Genomic DNA, 14,954 nt, shown 5'->3' with positions numbered 1-14,954 from the left:
GAGCCGTATTGAATTGAGTCGCGGATGTCTTAGGCGGCGGATCGCTTCATCCTTCCCACCCTCCACCTCATCCTGAGGTGGCGCGTCAGCGGCCTCGAAGGAGGGCTCCAGAGAGCGCGCGGAGCCTGGAGGCCTCCTTCGAGGCCGACGCTTCGCGCCGGCACCTCAGGATGAGGAACAGGGTAGGAGGAGGGGCGGCCCACGCGCTCCGATACAGAGGCCAATCACCTCTCCGCAGCACGACCGTCGTTGAATGGCCGCGCTACGGTATCCATCTCAAGCGCCCACATCATGAGAGGACGCCCGGTGCCCGAGAGGGTCCGGTGCCAAGATCCGCCCTTTGCTCGAACTCGCCGTCGTCGTCTTCCTGATCGCGCTGAACGGCGTCTTCGCCCTGTCGGAATTGGCCATCGTTTCGGCCCGCAAAAGTCGCCTCAGGGCCATGGCGGACGCCCGCCGGCCGGGCGCCGCGGTCGCCCTGTCGCTGGCGGAGGAGCCCGGGCGGATCCTCTCCACTGTACAGATCGGGATCACCCTCATCGGAATCCTGTCCGGGGTCGTCTCCGGGGCCGCCTTGGGCGACCGGCTCTCCGCTTTCCTCCTCGACGCCGGACTGGCGCGGGGCTGGGCCGACACTTTGGGCTATATCATCGTCATCACCGCGATCACCTACCTGTCTGTGATCGTCGGCGAGCTGGTCCCGAAACATCTCGCCCTGCGCAATCCGGAAGCGATCGCCTGCACCGTCGCCCCTGGCATGCGCCACGTCGCGAGGCTGGCCTTCCCGGCGGTCTGGCTCCTCGATGCGTCGACCCGCGCCGTCTTCCGGTTGATCGGCCAGGAAACGGAAAGCGCCAGCGCCGTCACCGAGGAGGAGATCCGCAGCCTTGTGGCCGAGGCCGAGACCGCGGGCGTCATCGAGGGGGATGAGCGGGCCATGATCTCCGGCGTGCTGCGGCTTGGCGATAGGGCGGTGCGCGGCGTCATGACCCCCCGCACGGATGTCGTCTGGCTCGACCTGTCCCGCGACGAAGCGGAGATCCGCTCCCTGCTCTGTGCCAGTCCCCATGCGCGGTTGCCGGTCACGGAGGCCGATCCCGATGCGATGACCGGCGTGGTGCAGGTCCGCGACCTGATCCCGGCCCTCCTCGAACAGGGCGGAGCCGGCCTTCCGGCGCGGATCCGTGCCCAGACCAGGGCGGCCCTCGTCCTACCGGACACGATCGATGCCCTCGACGCCCTGGACGCCCTGCGGAAGGCGCCCACGCCCATGGCGCTGATCCACGACGAGTACGGCCATTTCGACGGTCTTGTGACGCCCGCCAACATCCTCGATGCCATCGCGGGCGCCTTCCATTCGGAAAACCCGGAGCCCGATGCGATCCGCCGCCAGGACGGATCGTGGCTGATCGCCGGATCGATGCCCGCCGACGAGATGGCCGACCAACTCGGCCTGAAGCTCCCGCAGCCCCGGGATTACGAGACCGCGGCGGGGCTCGTCATCGCGGCGCTCCACCGGCTGCCCGACACCGGCGAGACGTGTGACGTCTCCGGCTGGCGATTGGAAGTGGTGGATCTCGACGGTCGGCGCATCGACAAGATTCTCGCGACCCGGGTCGACGGGGGGACCTAGAGCCTTTTCGGCGACGACAGGATCGCATCCTTGTCGTCGTCATTGCGAGCGAAGCGCAGCAATCCAGGGATCCACGACATCCTGAGATGTTCCGCTGCCCTGGATTGCTTCGCTTCGCTCGCAATGACGGAAAGGCTGTGTGATCCAACGCCTCTCGATAATGCGTTAGGTCACCACGTTCACCGCAATTTCTTTCGCGGAAGCGGTGTCCACTTCGGCGAGAAAAGGCCCTTGCCTCAGGCGACCTTGGCGGCGTTCGCCCGCCCGTGCGCCTGTTCCATGATCTCACCCAGCCGCTCGCCGACGGCCAGGGCGATGGATTTCGATCCTGTTCCTTCCGAGTCGTCCCGGCACATGCGGCTGAGGGCGTTGGCGACCCGCTGCTCCATCACCGCCAGGATGGCGGAGGCGGCCTTCGGCTGGGCGCCGCGCAGGACGGCGACCACGTCGAAATAGGCGTCCTGCAGCAGGTGCAGGGTCAGCCGGTCGACGGCGTGCTCGTCTTCGTGCGTCAGGTGGGTCATCGGCGAATCCCTCGGCTGTCGTGGCCGAAAGCTCGCGCCGGCATGGTTAAGGCGACGCTAAAGCGCGTCAGCAGGTCTCCCCCGCCAGCCGCGCAAGCGTCCGCTCGCGGCCGATCAGCGGCAGGAGGCCCGCCAGATCGGGCCCGTGGTCGAGCCCCGTGAGGGCGAGCCGCAGCGGCATGAACAACGCCCGGCCTTTGGCACCCGTGCGGGCGCGGATCTCGCCGGTCCAGGTCTTCCAAGTCGTCTCGTCAAAAGGGCCGGCGGGAAGCGTTTCCTGGGCCGCCTCGATAAGCGCCGGGTCGTCGAGCTTGGGCGTCACCGGCCCCTCCACGACGCGCCACCATTCCGCCGCCTCGGAGACCTTGCCGAGGTTCGCCCGTACGGCCAGCCAGAACGCGTCCGCCCGTTCATCTGGCACGCCCATCTCCCGCAACCTGTTGGCAGCTGCGGCGAAGGGCATTTCGTGGACCAGCCGGGCGTTGAGCCCATCGAGATCGGCTTCGTCGAACCGGGCGGGTGCCCGTGAGATCTCGGACAGGTCGATGAGCTGCGCCAGTTCGTCCAGGCCCGGCACGGCGCGCACCGATTCGGCCGAGCCGGTCAGCACGGCGAGCGAACGTACGGCGCTCGGCTCATAGCCGGCCTCCCGCAAGCCCCGAAGGGAGAGGTGGCCGAGGCGTTTCGAGAGGCCTTCGCCATCGGCCGTCGTGAGCAGGTTGTGGTGACCGAAGACCGGGACCGCCGCGTCCAGGGCTTCGAAGATCTGCACCTGCACGCCCGTATTCGTGACGTGATCCTCACCGCGGATCACATGGGTGATGCCGAAATCGATGTCGTCCACCACGGAAGGCAGCGTGTAGAGATAGGTGCCGTCCGCGCGGATCAGCACCGGATCCGACAGGGAGGCGCAGTCGATATGCGCCGGGCCGCGGACGAGGTCGTCCCAGGCCACCGTGCGGTGTTCGAGCAGGAAGCGCCAATGGGGCGTCCGCCCCTCCGCCTCCAGGGCGGCGCGCTCCTCGGCGGTGAGCTTCAGCGCGGCCCGGTCGTAGATCGGCGGCTGACCCCGGCCGAGCTGTCGTTTCCGTCGGCGTTCGAGTTCCTCCGGGGTCTCGTAGCATGGGTACAGCCGACCCGCTGCCTTCAGCCGCTCAGCCGCCGCATCGTGCTGCGCCTTGCGCTCGCTCTGCCGGGCGAACAGGTCGGGCACGATCCCCAGCCACGCCAGATCCTCCCGCGCCGCCTGCGCGAACGCCTCGGTGGAGCGAGCACGGTCGGTATCGTCGAGGCGCAGGAGGAACCGGCCGCCATGCCGCCGGGCGAAGAGCGCGTTGAGCAGCGCTGGCCGGGCATTGCCGATGTGGAGATAGCCGGTCGGAGACGGGGCGAAACGGACGAGGGTCATGCCCGCTCTCTAGCAGGTTGCCGGACGACGGTGGAACTTTGGAAGCCGCGTTGCGGGGCGGCTCTCACGACCTGCCAACAAGTTGTCAGGAACGTCACGCGACTTCCGTTCGCCCATGAAACGCAGGACCATCCCACCCGTTGTCCCCACGTGTTCACGGGAGCGTGAGCTGTCCCGCGGGCACAAGCCCCGCCGCGATCAGGTGGGGAAGCCCGGCCGGTTTCCGGCTTTCATAAAACGGGGTGCCCGATGCGAACAGCCTTGATCCTTTTCCTCTCCCTCGCCGCCGGTACAGCCGTGGCGCAGGATGCGGGCAACAAGCCTCCACCACCCCGCGAACCTGAGCCGAAGCGCATCGTCGCCCCGACCACACCGCCGAACAGCACGGTCGTGGTCGCGCCCGATGTCCAAAACAGCGGCCCGGGCGCCAACACGACGATCGCCCGTTCGGGAACCGGGGCGGACACGGTGACGACGGATTCAGCCGTCGGCGGCAATGCCGGGCATCCGAGCCGTGCCGTGCCGCAGGAAGGCGCGGGCGGATCGGGCGGCGGCGGTTCGTAACGCTCAGCCATTCCGCCAGCGCACCTGTTCCGGGCCAGCCAAATCCGCCACAAGGCGCGACGTGGATGGCCTGGAGCGGCGGTGGCGGAATGGTCGAGACAGCGGACATCGCGGTAATCGGCGGCGGAATGGTCGGCCTCGCCTCCGCCCTCGCGCTGCAGGAGCGCCGGCTCGACGTCGTCCTGTGTGATCCGGGCGAGGCGCGGGCGCGCACGTCTTTCGGCAATGCCGGGGTGATCAGCCGGGGTTCGATCCTGCCGATGGCGAGTCCGGCCCTGTGGGGGAAGCTGCCCGCCTACCTCCGCAACGCCGACCGGGCGCTGCGCCTCGACTACACGCACCTGCCCCGCATCATCCCCTATCTCGCGCACTTTCTGGCGGCTGCTCGGGAAACGCGCTGGCGCGAGGCGGCGGCGTCGCTGCTGCCGCTCACTAGCGCCGCCTACGCGGCCCACGAGCGTCTGGCCGCCCGTGCGGGCACGACGGATCGCCTCGCCCGCACGGGCTGGATCAAGGCCTACCGGACGGAAGACGCCTTCGCAGGGGCCGCGCTGGAACGCGACATCCTCGAACGGCACGGCGTCGCCTTTGAGATCCTTGACGGCGACGCCCTCCGCGAGCGCGAGCCCGCCCTGGTGCGCCGTTATGCGAGGGCGATGCTGCTCACCGAGACCGGGTCCGTGCGCGAGCCGGGCCGGCTGATCGAGGCATGCGAGGCTCTCTACGCCCAGACCGGCGGCCGGCGGATCCGCAGCACCGTCACGCGCCTCACGCCCGATGGGGACGGGTGGGTGCTGGCCTACGAGGGCGGCACCCTGTGGGCGAAGCAGGTCGTGCTCGCGGCGGGGGCCGCCTCAGGGGTGCTGGCCCGGGAACTCGGCTACCGCTTCGCGCTGGCGGCCGAGCGCGGCTACCACCGCCACTACGCCCTGCATCCCGACAGCCCGCCCCTGTCCCGTCCCGTCCTCGACACGGGAGCCGCCTCCATCATTGCGCCGATGGGGCCGGACCGCGTGAGGGTGCTATCCGGCGTCGAACTGAATGCCCGGCATGCGGCGCCGAACCACGGGCAGATCGAGGCCGCAAGCCGGGAAGCCGCGGACACCCTCCGCCTCGGCGGCCCCCTCGACAACGAGCCTTGGCTCGGCTCGCGTCCATCGACGCCGGACGGAATGCCGGTGATCGGCCGGGCGCCCCGGCATCGGGGCCTGATCTTCGCGTTCGGGCACGGCCATATCGGCCTGTCGACCGGTCCGGTCACCGGTGAGATCGTCGCCGACCTCGCCACCGGTCGCGAGCCCGCGGTCCCGATCGCGCCCTTCGCGCCGCAGCGGCTGCTCGGTTTCCCGCGGCTGATCTAGCGCAGTCGCCAGCGAGGCTGAGCCGGAAGATCGCTTAGAGCGGTTTCTGTCGTCTTTGAATCACGTCATCTCCACGGTCATTGCGAGCGAAGCGAAGCAACCCAGGGATCCGCAACATCCTGAGAGGTTTCGCTGCCCTGGATTGCTTCGCTTCGCGCGCAAAGACGGGGTTGGCGGTTGAAGCATTGTCGATTCGCGGCTCTGTGTCGCTCGACGGGCCGCTACCGCCAGTCGTACGGATTGTATGGCTCGGCGGCGGCCTGGATGCGGCGGAGCATCTCTGGCTGGCGCTGGAGGGAGGCCTCGCGGGCGAGCGCCCGCAGGAATGCCCGGGGACCGTGCTCGAGGTCCCGTCCGAGGCCGATGAACCGATCCGACGGTTCGACATGGGGTGGGTTGGTACCCACGAGATACTCGACGCCGCAGGCGGGCGGATCGATCCCGAGCTGGTAGCAGATGCGCACGCGTTTGAACGGCTCACCCGGTCCCTGTTCCACGCGGTAGCCGGCGAAGGCGAAAGCCCCCCGGCTGGCCTTTTCGGCATAGGCGATGGTCCGGGCCACGGTCACGTAGCCATCGGTGACATGCCCCTTCACGAGATCGACGGCGGCGCGGTCGGCGGGCACAAACGGTTGTGCCGCGACCGGAAGGGACGCGGCAATGCTCCCCGCGACGAGGGCGGCGCACAGGATCGGGGCGCGGATCACGGCTTCCTCATGCAGACAGCTACGGGTTTGGCATCCTTGGCGGGTTTGGCGGTCATGTCGATACAGCCCACAGTGGCGACACCGTCGGTGACCGAGACGGAGGGCAGGACGGCGATACCGCGGCAATAGGCGCCGATCAGATCCTCGTCCTTGCGGCAGGCGACGTCGAGGCGGATTTGGCTGTTCGGGGAGGGACCCGCCGGGCCCTGTTCGCCGGCCGGGCCGCGGTCCCCCGCCGGACCGCGCGCCCCCGTGGCGCCGTTCAGTCCCGCGGGCCCCTGGGGCCCGGCCGGTCCCTGGTCGCCCTTCGGGCCCGGCGGGCCTGCGGGCCCGGGTTTCGACTCGCCACAGGCCGCCAGGGCGAGGATCAGCGCGACGGCCAGCAGGGGTTTCATGGGGGCTCCGAGGCGCATGAAGGCGCCGGACGAGGGTAGGGCGGCCCCGGTGCCGATCAATCGTCCCGGTAGACGCGCTCGCGGCGCTCATGACGCTCCTGCGCCTCCAGGGACAGGGTCGCGATGGGGCGGGCGTCGAGGCGCTTGAGGGAGATCGGCTCGCCGGTGTCCTCGCAGTAGCCGTAGGACCCATCCTCAAGGCGGGCCAGGGCGGCGTCAATCTTACCGGTGAGCTTGCGCTGCCGGTCGCGGGCGCGGAGTTCGATGGAGCGGTCCGTCTCGGAGGAGGCGCGGTCGGCGAGATCCGGGTGGTTCTCGTTTTCGCTCTGCAACGCCGTCAGCGTATCCTGCGCTTCCCGCAGAATCTCGCTTTTCCAGTTCAGCAGCTTGCGACGGAAATATTCGCGCTGCCTTTCATTCATGAAGGGCTCGTCGTCGGACGGGACGTAGCCGTCCTCCAGAGTCACCTTCGCCATGCGTCGCCCTCGTTCGAACAGGGTGGCCGGTGTGCGGCGATAATCGAGTGCCGTATAGTCGAGGCCCGGTAACACCACAACGCGGGCAAGCCTTTCCGTGCGGTCGGCACCGCTTTGCGTCAGGGCGTGCGTCTTGGCTGCCACGGTCGGGCGCCGGGATCGGGGTCCGAAGACTGCAACCGGATGATGGCGTTGGCGATCTCCGCGCCAATCGCCTGCGCCACCGGGAGCCGGTAATGGCTCTGATCAAAGAACGCTGCCGGATCCCGGAATTGGGGGCGTCCGTCCCGCCAATCGACGACAGCGCTCAGCGGGTGGCGGGACAATCCAGCCCGGATCGCCCCGCGGCAGGAGGCCTCAGCCTTGGCCCTCGGGCTGCCGGTGGGCGGCTCTGCCGCCGCATAGACCGGGGGGAACAGCAGAACGACCGGCGTCGCCGGGGGCACCTCGGCCAAAGCTGCGCTGAGCCGCGCTTCAATGGGAAACGGCCCGGCGCGGTGAGTCTCCGGCTCCGCGCTGGCAGGGATTTCCAGTCTCTCCCTGATCTTTGGATCGCGTCCATAGCCCAAAGCTAAGTAATCGGGCTCGTAATCCCACCAACCATCGGCCGCCGCGGATTGACGCTTCCGGGAGAAAAGCCATCCGATCCGGTTGACGGTCTCCTGCGCCGCCGTGAGGCGAAAGAGGCCGCGGAGGTAGGAAGTCCAATCCCCGATCAGCCAATACGGAAACGGATGTTCGCTGGGAAACGCAGGATCGTCCGCGCACCAGAACGCGTCCGCGGCGAGCACGATGGCTTCCGGCTTCGGGTGGTGGCGGAGGAACCAACGCAAGACCGCGAATTGCTCCGCGGGCCCGGTGGCCGGCACTGAGAGCTGCACGAAGGGAATGCCGGTGAGCCGGCTCAATGTGGCGGGCTCGATGAGTTGGAGATGTGAATTGCCGATCAGCGCGCCGCGATAGGCTTCATCCCGGCCCCGCAGCGCGACAGCGGTGCGGGGGCCCTGGGGTCGGACGGCACCGCGGGACAAGAGGGTCACCCGCCCGGTTTCGTAAGGATCGACGAGGACGGCGAGGGCCAGATAGCCCACCGCGAGTGCGACGACGCCGCAGACGATCGCGGCGGCGAACCCACGCCATGCCCGGTCGGGGACGGGATGCCGGCCGGCCATTCTCAAAACTGAAAGTAGATAAATTCGTAGTTCGCGTCGTCGCCGATCTTGAGGAGGACGAGTACGAACAGAACGGCGACGGCGATGGCGAGGCTACGCCGGGGCGGCAGGCGGTGGACCGCATTCCACGCCGTAGGCCCGATCGTCGCCACGAGGGCGGCCAACGCGATGGTGCGCCACTTGAACCCCGTTCCTCCTGGTGAAAAGCCGAGGAGGCCCTTGTACACGGCCAGCGCCGCATCGAACGACGGGGCACGGAAGAGAACCCAGGTCAGCACCACGAAGACACTGGTCAGGGCCCAGCCCATCGGCGCGGGAATGCTCCACCGGGCGCGCCGGGTCAGAACGCCCGCCCCGAGGCCGGCTCCGTGCAACGCCCCCCAGGCGAGGAAGGTGAGGCCGGCCCCGTGCCAGAGGCCGCCGAGGGCCATCGTGGCGAAGAGGGCACCCAACTGGCGCGGCAGGCCGTGGCGGTTGCCGCCCATCGGAACGTAGAGGTAATCCCTCAGGAACCGCGACAGCGTCATGTGCCACCGCCTCCAGAAATCCTGGAGGGACGTCGCGCGGTACGGCACGTCGAAGTTCTGCGGCAGTACGAGACCGAACATCAGCGCGATACCCAGCGCCATGTCCGTATATCCCGAAAAATCAAAGTAGATCTGGAAGGTGAACCCCAGGGTCGTCTGCCATGCCTCGGCGAAGCCGACGGGCTTGCCCTGTGCAGCCGCCAGGAACACCGGGTTCACGTAGGCCGCGAGCGGATCGCCGAGAAAGACCTTTTTCGCGAGGCCGACGGCCAAGAGCACCAGTCCGCGGCCAAACCGTTCCGCCGCGTCGGGACGCGCGTCGGGCCGCTCGTCGAACTGGTGCATGATCTCCGACCACCGCACGAGGGGGCCAGCAAGAACCTGCGGGAAGAACGAGATGTAGAGGGCGTATTTGATCAGCCCGAAAGCCGGGGCGCGACCGGCCCGCAGGTCGGCGAGATACATGATGTGATGGAAAGTGAAGAACGAGATTCCCAGCGGCAAAGCTAGGCCGATACGGGAAACCTCGACGCCGGGCAGGAGATTGGCGAGGTCGGCGAAGAAATCGAAATACTTGAACACGCCAAGCAGCGCGAGATTCCCCACGATCGCCGCGGGGATCAGCCAGCGGGTCGAGCTCCGGCCGTAGGCCCGGGCGATCAGCCAGTTCGCGAGGATCGATCCGGCCAGCAACGGCACGAACCGCACGTCCCACCAGCCGTAGAAGACGAAGGAGAGGCCGACGAGGAGCGGCAGGCGCCAAGCCGGTGCCGCCCTCGCCACCGTCCAATGCAGGACGAGGGCGGCAGGCAGAAAAGCGAGGAGGAAAACGTACGAGTTGAACAGCATGCCGCGGCGCGGCCGGGCCGCTCGACTCCCCCTGAGGCGGCGGCCTTGTGGGAGATCGTTGCGGCAACGTCAACATGCGCCGCAGCGGAACGGTGCGGCCGGCGAAGCCGCTCCGTCGAGGCAATCGTCAGTTGAGCTGGGTCGAGATCGAGGAGAACTTCGCGTTCAGGCTCGTGCCGATGACCTGCAGCGAACCGATGATGACAGCGGCAACCAGCGCAGCGATCATTCCATATTCGATGGCCGTCGCGCCGCGCTCGTCCCCGACGAACGCCCTCAAGTGCTTCTTCATGGTCGTTCACCCTACGTGGACGATCAAAGCCTAATCACGAACAGTTGATTATTGGATAATTCAATGCTCTGCAGTGTGTAAGCTGCGCGAATGCGGGGGCGTATCTACAGGAATGCAAATCAGGTCAGTCTGTCCTGTTTCTGTCGGAAATATTGGTGCCGATAAGATCAGTTTTAATTCAATCGCGCCCAACGTAAATCCGCGGGTGCGGGTGCTTCGTGACCGAGAAGCACGGAGACCTTTCATCGGCATGAATGTCGGGCGTCGGCAACGGTGCGACGCTTCGGCTCTCGAGCGTCTTCCCGGAAACTTGGATCACGTCATCACCACCGTCATTGCGAGCGGAGCGAAGCAACCCAGTGATCCGCCACATCCAGAGAGGTCCCGCGACCCTGGATTGCTTCGCTTCGCTCGCAATGACGGAGAGGAGGCGATCCAATGCTTCCAAAAGAGGCGCTGGCGTGCTGCTCACGCTCCCGCGGGCGCCGAGAGCGTTCCGGCGGCGACCGTCAGGCCGAGGCCGACTGAACCGAATGTGTCGCCCGCGATGATCCGCGCGTCAGGCACGGAAGCCGCCAGGGCGGCGCGCAGGTGCGGTAAACCGGTCGAACCGCCCGTCAGGAAGAGCGCGTCGATGCGCCCGGCGGGTAGTCCGGCCCGGGTGAGGCAGGCATCGACGCGGGCTGCGACGGCCCGGGCGAGGCCGTCCGTCTTCGCGGCAAGGCCTGCCCGATCGAGAGCCGCGACAAGGCCGCGTTCGATTGAGGCGAGGTCGATCGAGGCTGCGCCGGTTTCGGATGCCGTGATCTTCGCGCCCTCGACGATGCCCGCGAGGGCATGGCCGCGCTCCTCCTCGACGGCCGTGCGCAGCCGACCCACGAGGTCCGGCCGTGCACAGTTCCGCAGGACGTCGTCGATCTCCCGCAGGGTCTTCCCGTCGTAGAGTCGGTTGATCGCCGACCACGTGGCGAGGTCGTGGTAATAGGCGCCTGGAACCGCGAGGTCGCCGCGCTTCATCGCACTGCCGAAGCCAAGAAGCGGCATGACCGCGGCGAGGCTGAGCTGCCGGTCAAAATCGGTACCGCCGATCCGGACGCCGTCGTTGGCGAGGATGTCGGCGGATCGGTCGGCCTGCCGTCGCCGCTTCGGCGAGAGGCGGACGATGGAGAAATCCGATGTGCCGCCGCCGATATCGGCAATCAGGGCAATTTCCTCCCGTTCCACCTGCCGCTCGTAATCGAGGGCGGCGGCGATCGGCTCGTACTGGAAGGTGACGTGCCGGAATCCGACATCTGCGGCGATGGCCCGCAGGGTGTCCTCCGCCCGGCGGTCGGCCTCCACATCGCCGTCCACGAAATGGACCGGACGCCCGTGTACCACGGTGTCGAAGGTGGTGCCGGCGGCCTCCTCGGCGCGGGCCTTCACGATGGCGAGGTAGCGGGCGATGACATCGCGCAGGCGCAGGCGTTCCCGGCCTACGGGCGTCGCCTCATCGATCAGCGGCGTCCCCAGCACGGATTTGAGGCCCCGCATCAGCCGGCCGGGGCGCCCTGCGACATAGGCCGCCGTCGCCGCCCGGCCGACCAGCGGATCCCGCCTGGGTTCGAAGAAGATCGCGCTCGGGATGGTGAGGTGCTCGCCCTCCAGGGGAAGGAGCACAGGGCCTGCGGCGCCGTTATGGCCGAGGGTCGTGTTCGACGTGCCGAAGTCGAGGCCGCAGGCCGCCATCGGGAAATCCGGTCGGTTTGTGTGGGGTGGGGGTGGCGCTTAACCGGCTGCGGGCATCCGGTCCAGGCGCGAAGCCGTGGACAGACGCATGCCCGCCCCGCCCGGCGGGCTTGAGGCGTGGTAAAGGGACAGGATGCGCTGCGACATCGATCTCGGACTGACGGGCGACCGCCCGGCTCTCCTCGACCTGACGGAACTCCTCGCCACGCGGCTTCTGGTTCAGGGCAATTCCGGCTCGGGCAAATCGCATCTGCTGCGGCGCCTGCTGGAACAGAGCGCCGGGCTGGTGCAGCAGGCCATCATCGACCCCGAGGGCGATTTCGCGAGTCTCGCCGAGCGCTACGGCCACGTGGTGGTGGAGGCCGACGGGGACGACGGCGCGCTCCAGCGGGTGGCGGCGCGGGTGCGCGTCCACCGGGTCTCGGTGGTGCTGACCCTCGACAACCTCGACGCGGACGGCCAGATGCGCGCCGCCGCCGCGTTCCTCGGCGGTTTGTTCGATGCCGAGCGCGAGCATTGGTACCCGATGCTCGTGGCCGTCGATGAGGCGCAGCTCTTCGCCCCGGCCGCGGCGGGGGAGGTCTCGGACGAAGCCCGGCGCCTGTCGCTGGGTGCCATGACCAATCTGATGTGCCGCGGGCGCAAGCGGGGGCTGGCCGGGGTCATCGCCACCCAGCGCCTCGCGAAGCTCGCCAAGAACGTCGCCGCCGAGGCGTCGAACTTCCTGATGGGCCGGACCTTCCTCGACATCGACATGGCCCGGGCCGCCGACCTCCTCGGCATGGAGCGCCGGCAGGCCGAGACCTTCCGCGATCTGCCCCGGGGCCAGTTCGTCGGGCTCGGGCCGGCCGTCGCGCGCCGCCCCCTCACCATCGCAGTGGGCCCCACGCAGACCGTGAGCCGCGCCGCCGCGCCGGGCCTGCTCCCCCTGCCGGAGGCGATCGAGGACGCCCGCGCGCTGATCCTCACGCCCGAGCCCCGGGACGAGGCGCCCCCCGTGCGGCGTCAGCCGCGCCCGGCGCCGGTGCAGGACGTGCTGACGCAACTCGCGACTTACCGCCCCCCGGCCCCGGCCGAGGAGCCGGAGGAGGATGCCCTCGACCCCGCCGAGCGCGACGCGATCATCGCCGAGGTTCTGGCCTCGGTCCTGGCCGATGCCGATGCGAGCACCTGCACCCCCGCCACTCTCTATCAGGACTTCACCGTCCGCTGCCGTATCCGGCGCATCCGAGGCGAGGCCCTGTCGCTCCCGGAGTTCAAGCGCCGCATCGCCGTGGCGCGGGCCGAGGCTGGAAGCGAGGTCAGCGACGGATCGGGCTGGGAGAAGGCGCAGGCAATCGCCGCCTCGTTGCCGGACGACCTTGCCGGCCTGTTCCTCGTGGTCGCAAGGGCAGCCATCGAGAGGGCACCTTGCCCTACGGACGCGGCCCTCGCCGAGGCTTACGGAACAAGCTCGGGCGGACGGGCCCGGCGCATGCTGGCCTTTTTGGAGGAGCGTGGTGCCATCGTGAGCCGGAAGGATCTGCGCGGCGCGCCGATCATCGCGGTCCCCGACCTCGGCGTCGAGACGGCGCCGGGCGCCCCGCAACCGGCGGCGGGCGGCCTGCGCCGCCGCCTGGGGTAGGGCGTTTTCGGGAATCGCTGGACCATCAGCTCTTCGTCCCAGCGCCTCGTCCTTGCGAGCGAAGCGAAGCAATACCCGAACGAGTTGGTTCAGCAAGCTTTCGCCAGATCCTCCCCTCATCCTGAGGGGCGGCGACAGCCGCCACAAAGGAGGGCTCCAGGGATCGCGCGGCAGGATGGAGCCCTCCTTCGAGGCCCGCTGACGCGGGCACCTCAGGATGGGGTGAGAGGCTGGGGGCCGCCTCAACGTGATCGGTCGCTGCTCCAGGCCCGGGGGGAGGGGGGCTCCCCGCTCCGGGAGAATCGGCTTGGCGTCACCCGACGCGCAGCAGCACGTGCTTCTTCTTGCCGAAGGACAGTTTGATGACCCCGTCCGCCGTCAGGTCGGAGGTGCGCAGCACGGCCTTCTCGTCCGTGACCTGAACGTCGTTCACCCGCAAACCGCCGCCCTTGATCTGGCGGCGGGCCTCGCTGGTGGAGGGAACGAGCTTGGCATGTTCCGGCCCGAAGGCCGTCAGCACACCGAGCCCGGCCTCCATCACGGAAGCCGGCACCGTCACGGTGGGCAGGTCGGCGGCGAGCGTACCTTCCACGAAGGTCTTGCGCGCCGTCTCCGCGGCGGCCTCGGCCGCCTCACGCCCGTGCATCAGGGCGGTCGCCTCGGTGGCGAGAATCTTCTTCGCGTCGTTGATTTCCGCGCCGCCGAGGCCGGCGAGGCGGGCGACTTCGTCCATGGGCAGCAGGGTGAACAGCTTGAGGAAGCGGGCGACGTCGGCGTCCTCGGTATTCCGCCAGAACTGCCAGTAATCGTAAGGGGCCAGCATGTCCGGGTTGAGCCAGACGGCGCCCGCGGCCGTCTTGCCCATCTTCGCGCCGGAGGCTGTGGTGAGGAGCGGGCAGGTCAGGGCGTAGAGCTGCGGCGTGCCCATGCGGCGGCCGAGGTCGATGCCGTTGACGATGTTGCCCCACTGGTCCGACCCGCCCATCTGCAGGATGCAGCCGTAGCGGCGGTTCAGTTCCACGAAATCGTAGGACTGAAGGATCATGTAATTGAATTCGAGGAACGACAGTTCCTGGTCACGGTCGATGCGCAGCTTCACGCTGTCCATCGAGAGCATCCGGTTGACCGAGAAATGCCGGCCGACATCGCGCAGCATCTCGATGTAGTTGAGTTTGGTCAGCCATTCGGCGTTGTCGACCATCACCGCATCGGTTTTCCCTTCGCCGAAGCGGAGGAACTGGTCGAAGGTTTTGCGAATCTCCGCCTTGTTGGCGTCGATCTGGTCGATAGTGAGGATCTTGCGCGTCTCGTCCCGGCCGGAGGGATCGCCCACCCGGGTGGTGCCGCCGCCCATCAGGGCGATGGGCTTGCCCCCGGTGGCCTGCAGCCAGTGTAGCATCATGATCGAGAGCAGATGCCCGACATGGAGCGAGGCGGCGGTGCAATCGTACCCGACATAAGTGGTCAGCCGCCCTTCCTGCGCCGCGGCATCGATCCCCGCCAGGTCAGAGCCCTGGTGGATATAGCCGCGCTCGGACAGGATCCGGAGAAAGTCGGATTTCGGCGTGAAGTCGGCGGTCATCAGGGTCACGGAGTCCGGGGCGGGCGACAGGGTGCGGCCCGCGTGCTAGCTCCCCTGCTCGGGGATCGGCCCGGCTTTTAGCAGCCCGATCCGGGAAAGGCACGGGGGAAGG

Annotated in this window: 14 protein-coding genes; 4 read left to right on the top strand and 10 right to left on the bottom strand. The window is 68.4% G+C overall.

The window, feature by feature from the left end:
• The first annotated feature begins 340 nt into the window (after positions 1–340).
• Positions 341–1,633 carry a hemolysin family protein gene (locus tag MFF22_RS19625; RefSeq protein WP_238251390.1) on the top strand — a complete coding sequence of 431 codons (1,293 nt, stop codon included), beginning with the start codon at positions 341–343 and terminating at the stop codon, positions 1,631–1,633.
• 236 nt (positions 1,634–1,869) lie between these two features.
• Here the strand turns inward: MFF22_RS19625 and MFF22_RS19620 are convergent, their stop codons facing one another.
• Complete coding sequence (locus MFF22_RS19620; protein WP_238251388.1) at positions 1,870–2,157, bottom strand: hypothetical protein; 288 nt, start codon at positions 2,155–2,157, stop codon at positions 1,870–1,872.
• 67 nt (positions 2,158–2,224) lie between these two features.
• Positions 2,225–3,565, bottom strand: coding sequence for a glutamate--tRNA ligase (gene gltX, locus MFF22_RS19615; protein ID WP_238251386.1), 1,341 nt, complete (start codon positions 3,563–3,565; stop codon positions 2,225–2,227).
• A gap of 261 nt (positions 3,566–3,826) precedes the next feature.
• On the opposite strand from gltX, the gene MFF22_RS19610 reads away from it, so the two are divergent.
• Positions 3,827–4,129 carry a hypothetical protein gene (locus MFF22_RS19610; RefSeq protein ID WP_370877514.1) on the top strand — a complete coding sequence of 101 codons (303 nt, stop codon included), beginning with the start codon at positions 3,827–3,829 and terminating at the stop codon, positions 4,127–4,129.
• An 89-nt stretch (positions 4,130–4,218) separates the two neighbouring features.
• A complete protein-coding gene (locus tag MFF22_RS19605) occupies positions 4,219–5,490 on the top strand; it encodes an NAD(P)/FAD-dependent oxidoreductase (RefSeq protein ID WP_238251382.1) in 1,272 nt (423 codons plus the stop codon).
• A gap of 221 nt (positions 5,491–5,711) precedes the next feature.
• Here the strand turns inward: MFF22_RS19605 and MFF22_RS19600 are convergent, their stop codons facing one another.
• From MFF22_RS19600 to MFF22_RS19570, 7 genes are all read right to left on the bottom strand, one after another.
• Entirely contained in the window at positions 5,712–6,197 is a 486-nt protein-coding gene (locus tag MFF22_RS19600) for a hypothetical protein (protein WP_238251380.1), read from the bottom strand.
• Positions 6,194–6,592 carry a hypothetical protein gene (locus tag MFF22_RS24715; protein ID WP_283206197.1) on the bottom strand — a complete coding sequence of 133 codons (399 nt, stop codon included), beginning with the start codon at positions 6,590–6,592 and terminating at the stop codon, positions 6,194–6,196. The genes MFF22_RS19600 and MFF22_RS24715 overlap by 4 nt, the downstream gene beginning before the upstream one ends.
• Before the next feature lie 56 nt (positions 6,593–6,648).
• Positions 6,649–7,068 carry an RNA polymerase-binding protein DksA gene (gene dksA, locus MFF22_RS19590; RefSeq protein WP_238251377.1) on the bottom strand — a complete coding sequence of 140 codons (420 nt, stop codon included), beginning with the start codon at positions 7,066–7,068 and terminating at the stop codon, positions 6,649–6,651.
• Positions 7,069–7,187: 119 nt separating this feature from the next.
• A complete protein-coding gene (locus tag MFF22_RS19585; protein WP_238251361.1) occupies positions 7,188–8,240 on the bottom strand; it encodes a hypothetical protein in 1,053 nt (350 codons plus the stop codon).
• Positions 8,241–8,242: 2 nt separating this feature from the next.
• A complete protein-coding gene (locus MFF22_RS19580; RefSeq protein ID WP_238251359.1) occupies positions 8,243–9,616 on the bottom strand; it encodes an MBOAT family O-acyltransferase in 1,374 nt (457 codons plus the stop codon).
• Between the two features lie 127 nt (positions 9,617–9,743).
• Positions 9,744–9,908, bottom strand: coding sequence for a Flp family type IVb pilin (locus MFF22_RS19575; RefSeq protein ID WP_238251357.1), 165 nt, complete (start codon positions 9,906–9,908; stop codon positions 9,744–9,746).
• Positions 9,909–10,376: 468 nt separating this feature from the next.
• Positions 10,377–11,636 carry an Hsp70 family protein gene (locus MFF22_RS19570; RefSeq protein ID WP_238251355.1) on the bottom strand — a complete coding sequence of 420 codons (1,260 nt, stop codon included), beginning with the start codon at positions 11,634–11,636 and terminating at the stop codon, positions 10,377–10,379.
• Between the two features lie 133 nt (positions 11,637–11,769).
• Between MFF22_RS19570 and MFF22_RS19565 the strand changes: the two genes are divergently transcribed.
• Complete coding sequence (locus MFF22_RS19565) at positions 11,770–13,260, top strand: helicase HerA domain-containing protein (protein WP_238251353.1); 1,491 nt, start codon at positions 11,770–11,772, stop codon at positions 13,258–13,260.
• 313 nt (positions 13,261–13,573) lie between these two features.
• On the opposite strand, the gene tyrS is transcribed toward MFF22_RS19565, so the two are convergent.
• Positions 13,574–14,842, bottom strand: coding sequence for a tyrosine--tRNA ligase (gene tyrS / locus MFF22_RS19560; RefSeq protein WP_238251351.1), 1,269 nt, complete (start codon positions 14,840–14,842; stop codon positions 13,574–13,576).
• Positions 14,843–14,954: the final 112 nt, after the last annotated feature.

Origin of the sequence: Methylobacterium persicinum (assembly GCF_022179525.1) — a bacterium.
GTDB lineage: Bacteria > Pseudomonadota > Alphaproteobacteria > Rhizobiales > Beijerinckiaceae > Methylobacterium > Methylobacterium persicinum.
The sequence above is the reverse complement of the archived record's forward strand: the minus strand, read 5'-3'. Positions and strand labels throughout refer to the sequence as shown.

What these genes read in the sequence shown, in the direction of transcription:
- MFF22_RS19570 (WP_238251355.1), bottom strand. Translation starts at nt 11,636, where the DNA reads ATGGCGGCCTGCGGCCTCGACTTCGGCACGTCGAACACGACCCTCGGC.
- MFF22_RS19580 (WP_238251359.1), bottom strand. Translation starts at nt 9,616, where the DNA reads ATGCTGTTCAACTCGTACGTTTTCCTCCTCGCTTTTCTGCCTGCCGCC.
- MFF22_RS19585 (WP_238251361.1), bottom strand. Translation starts at nt 8,240, where the DNA reads ATGGCCGGCCGGCATCCCGTCCCCGACCGGGCATGGCGTGGGTTCGCC.
- dksA (WP_238251377.1), bottom strand. Translation starts at nt 7,068, where the DNA reads ATGGCGAAGGTGACTCTGGAGGACGGCTACGTCCCGTCCGACGACGAG.
- gltX (WP_238251386.1), bottom strand. Translation starts at nt 3,565, where the DNA reads ATGACCCTCGTCCGTTTCGCCCCGTCTCCGACCGGCTATCTCCACATC.
- MFF22_RS24715 (WP_283206197.1), bottom strand. Translation starts at nt 6,592, where the DNA reads ATGAAACCCCTGCTGGCCGTCGCGCTGATCCTCGCCCTGGCGGCCTGT.
- MFF22_RS19565 (WP_238251353.1), top strand. Translation starts at nt 11,770, where the DNA reads ATGCGCTGCGACATCGATCTCGGACTGACGGGCGACCGCCCGGCTCTC.
- MFF22_RS19575 (WP_238251357.1), bottom strand. Translation starts at nt 9,908, where the DNA reads ATGAAGAAGCACTTGAGGGCGTTCGTCGGGGACGAGCGCGGCGCGACG.
- MFF22_RS19620 (WP_238251388.1), bottom strand. Translation starts at nt 2,157, where the DNA reads ATGACCCACCTGACGCACGAAGACGAGCACGCCGTCGACCGGCTGACC.
- MFF22_RS19605 (WP_238251382.1), top strand. Translation starts at nt 4,219, where the DNA reads ATGGTCGAGACAGCGGACATCGCGGTAATCGGCGGCGGAATGGTCGGC.
- tyrS (WP_238251351.1), bottom strand. Translation starts at nt 14,842, where the DNA reads ATGACCGCCGACTTCACGCCGAAATCCGACTTTCTCCGGATCCTGTCC.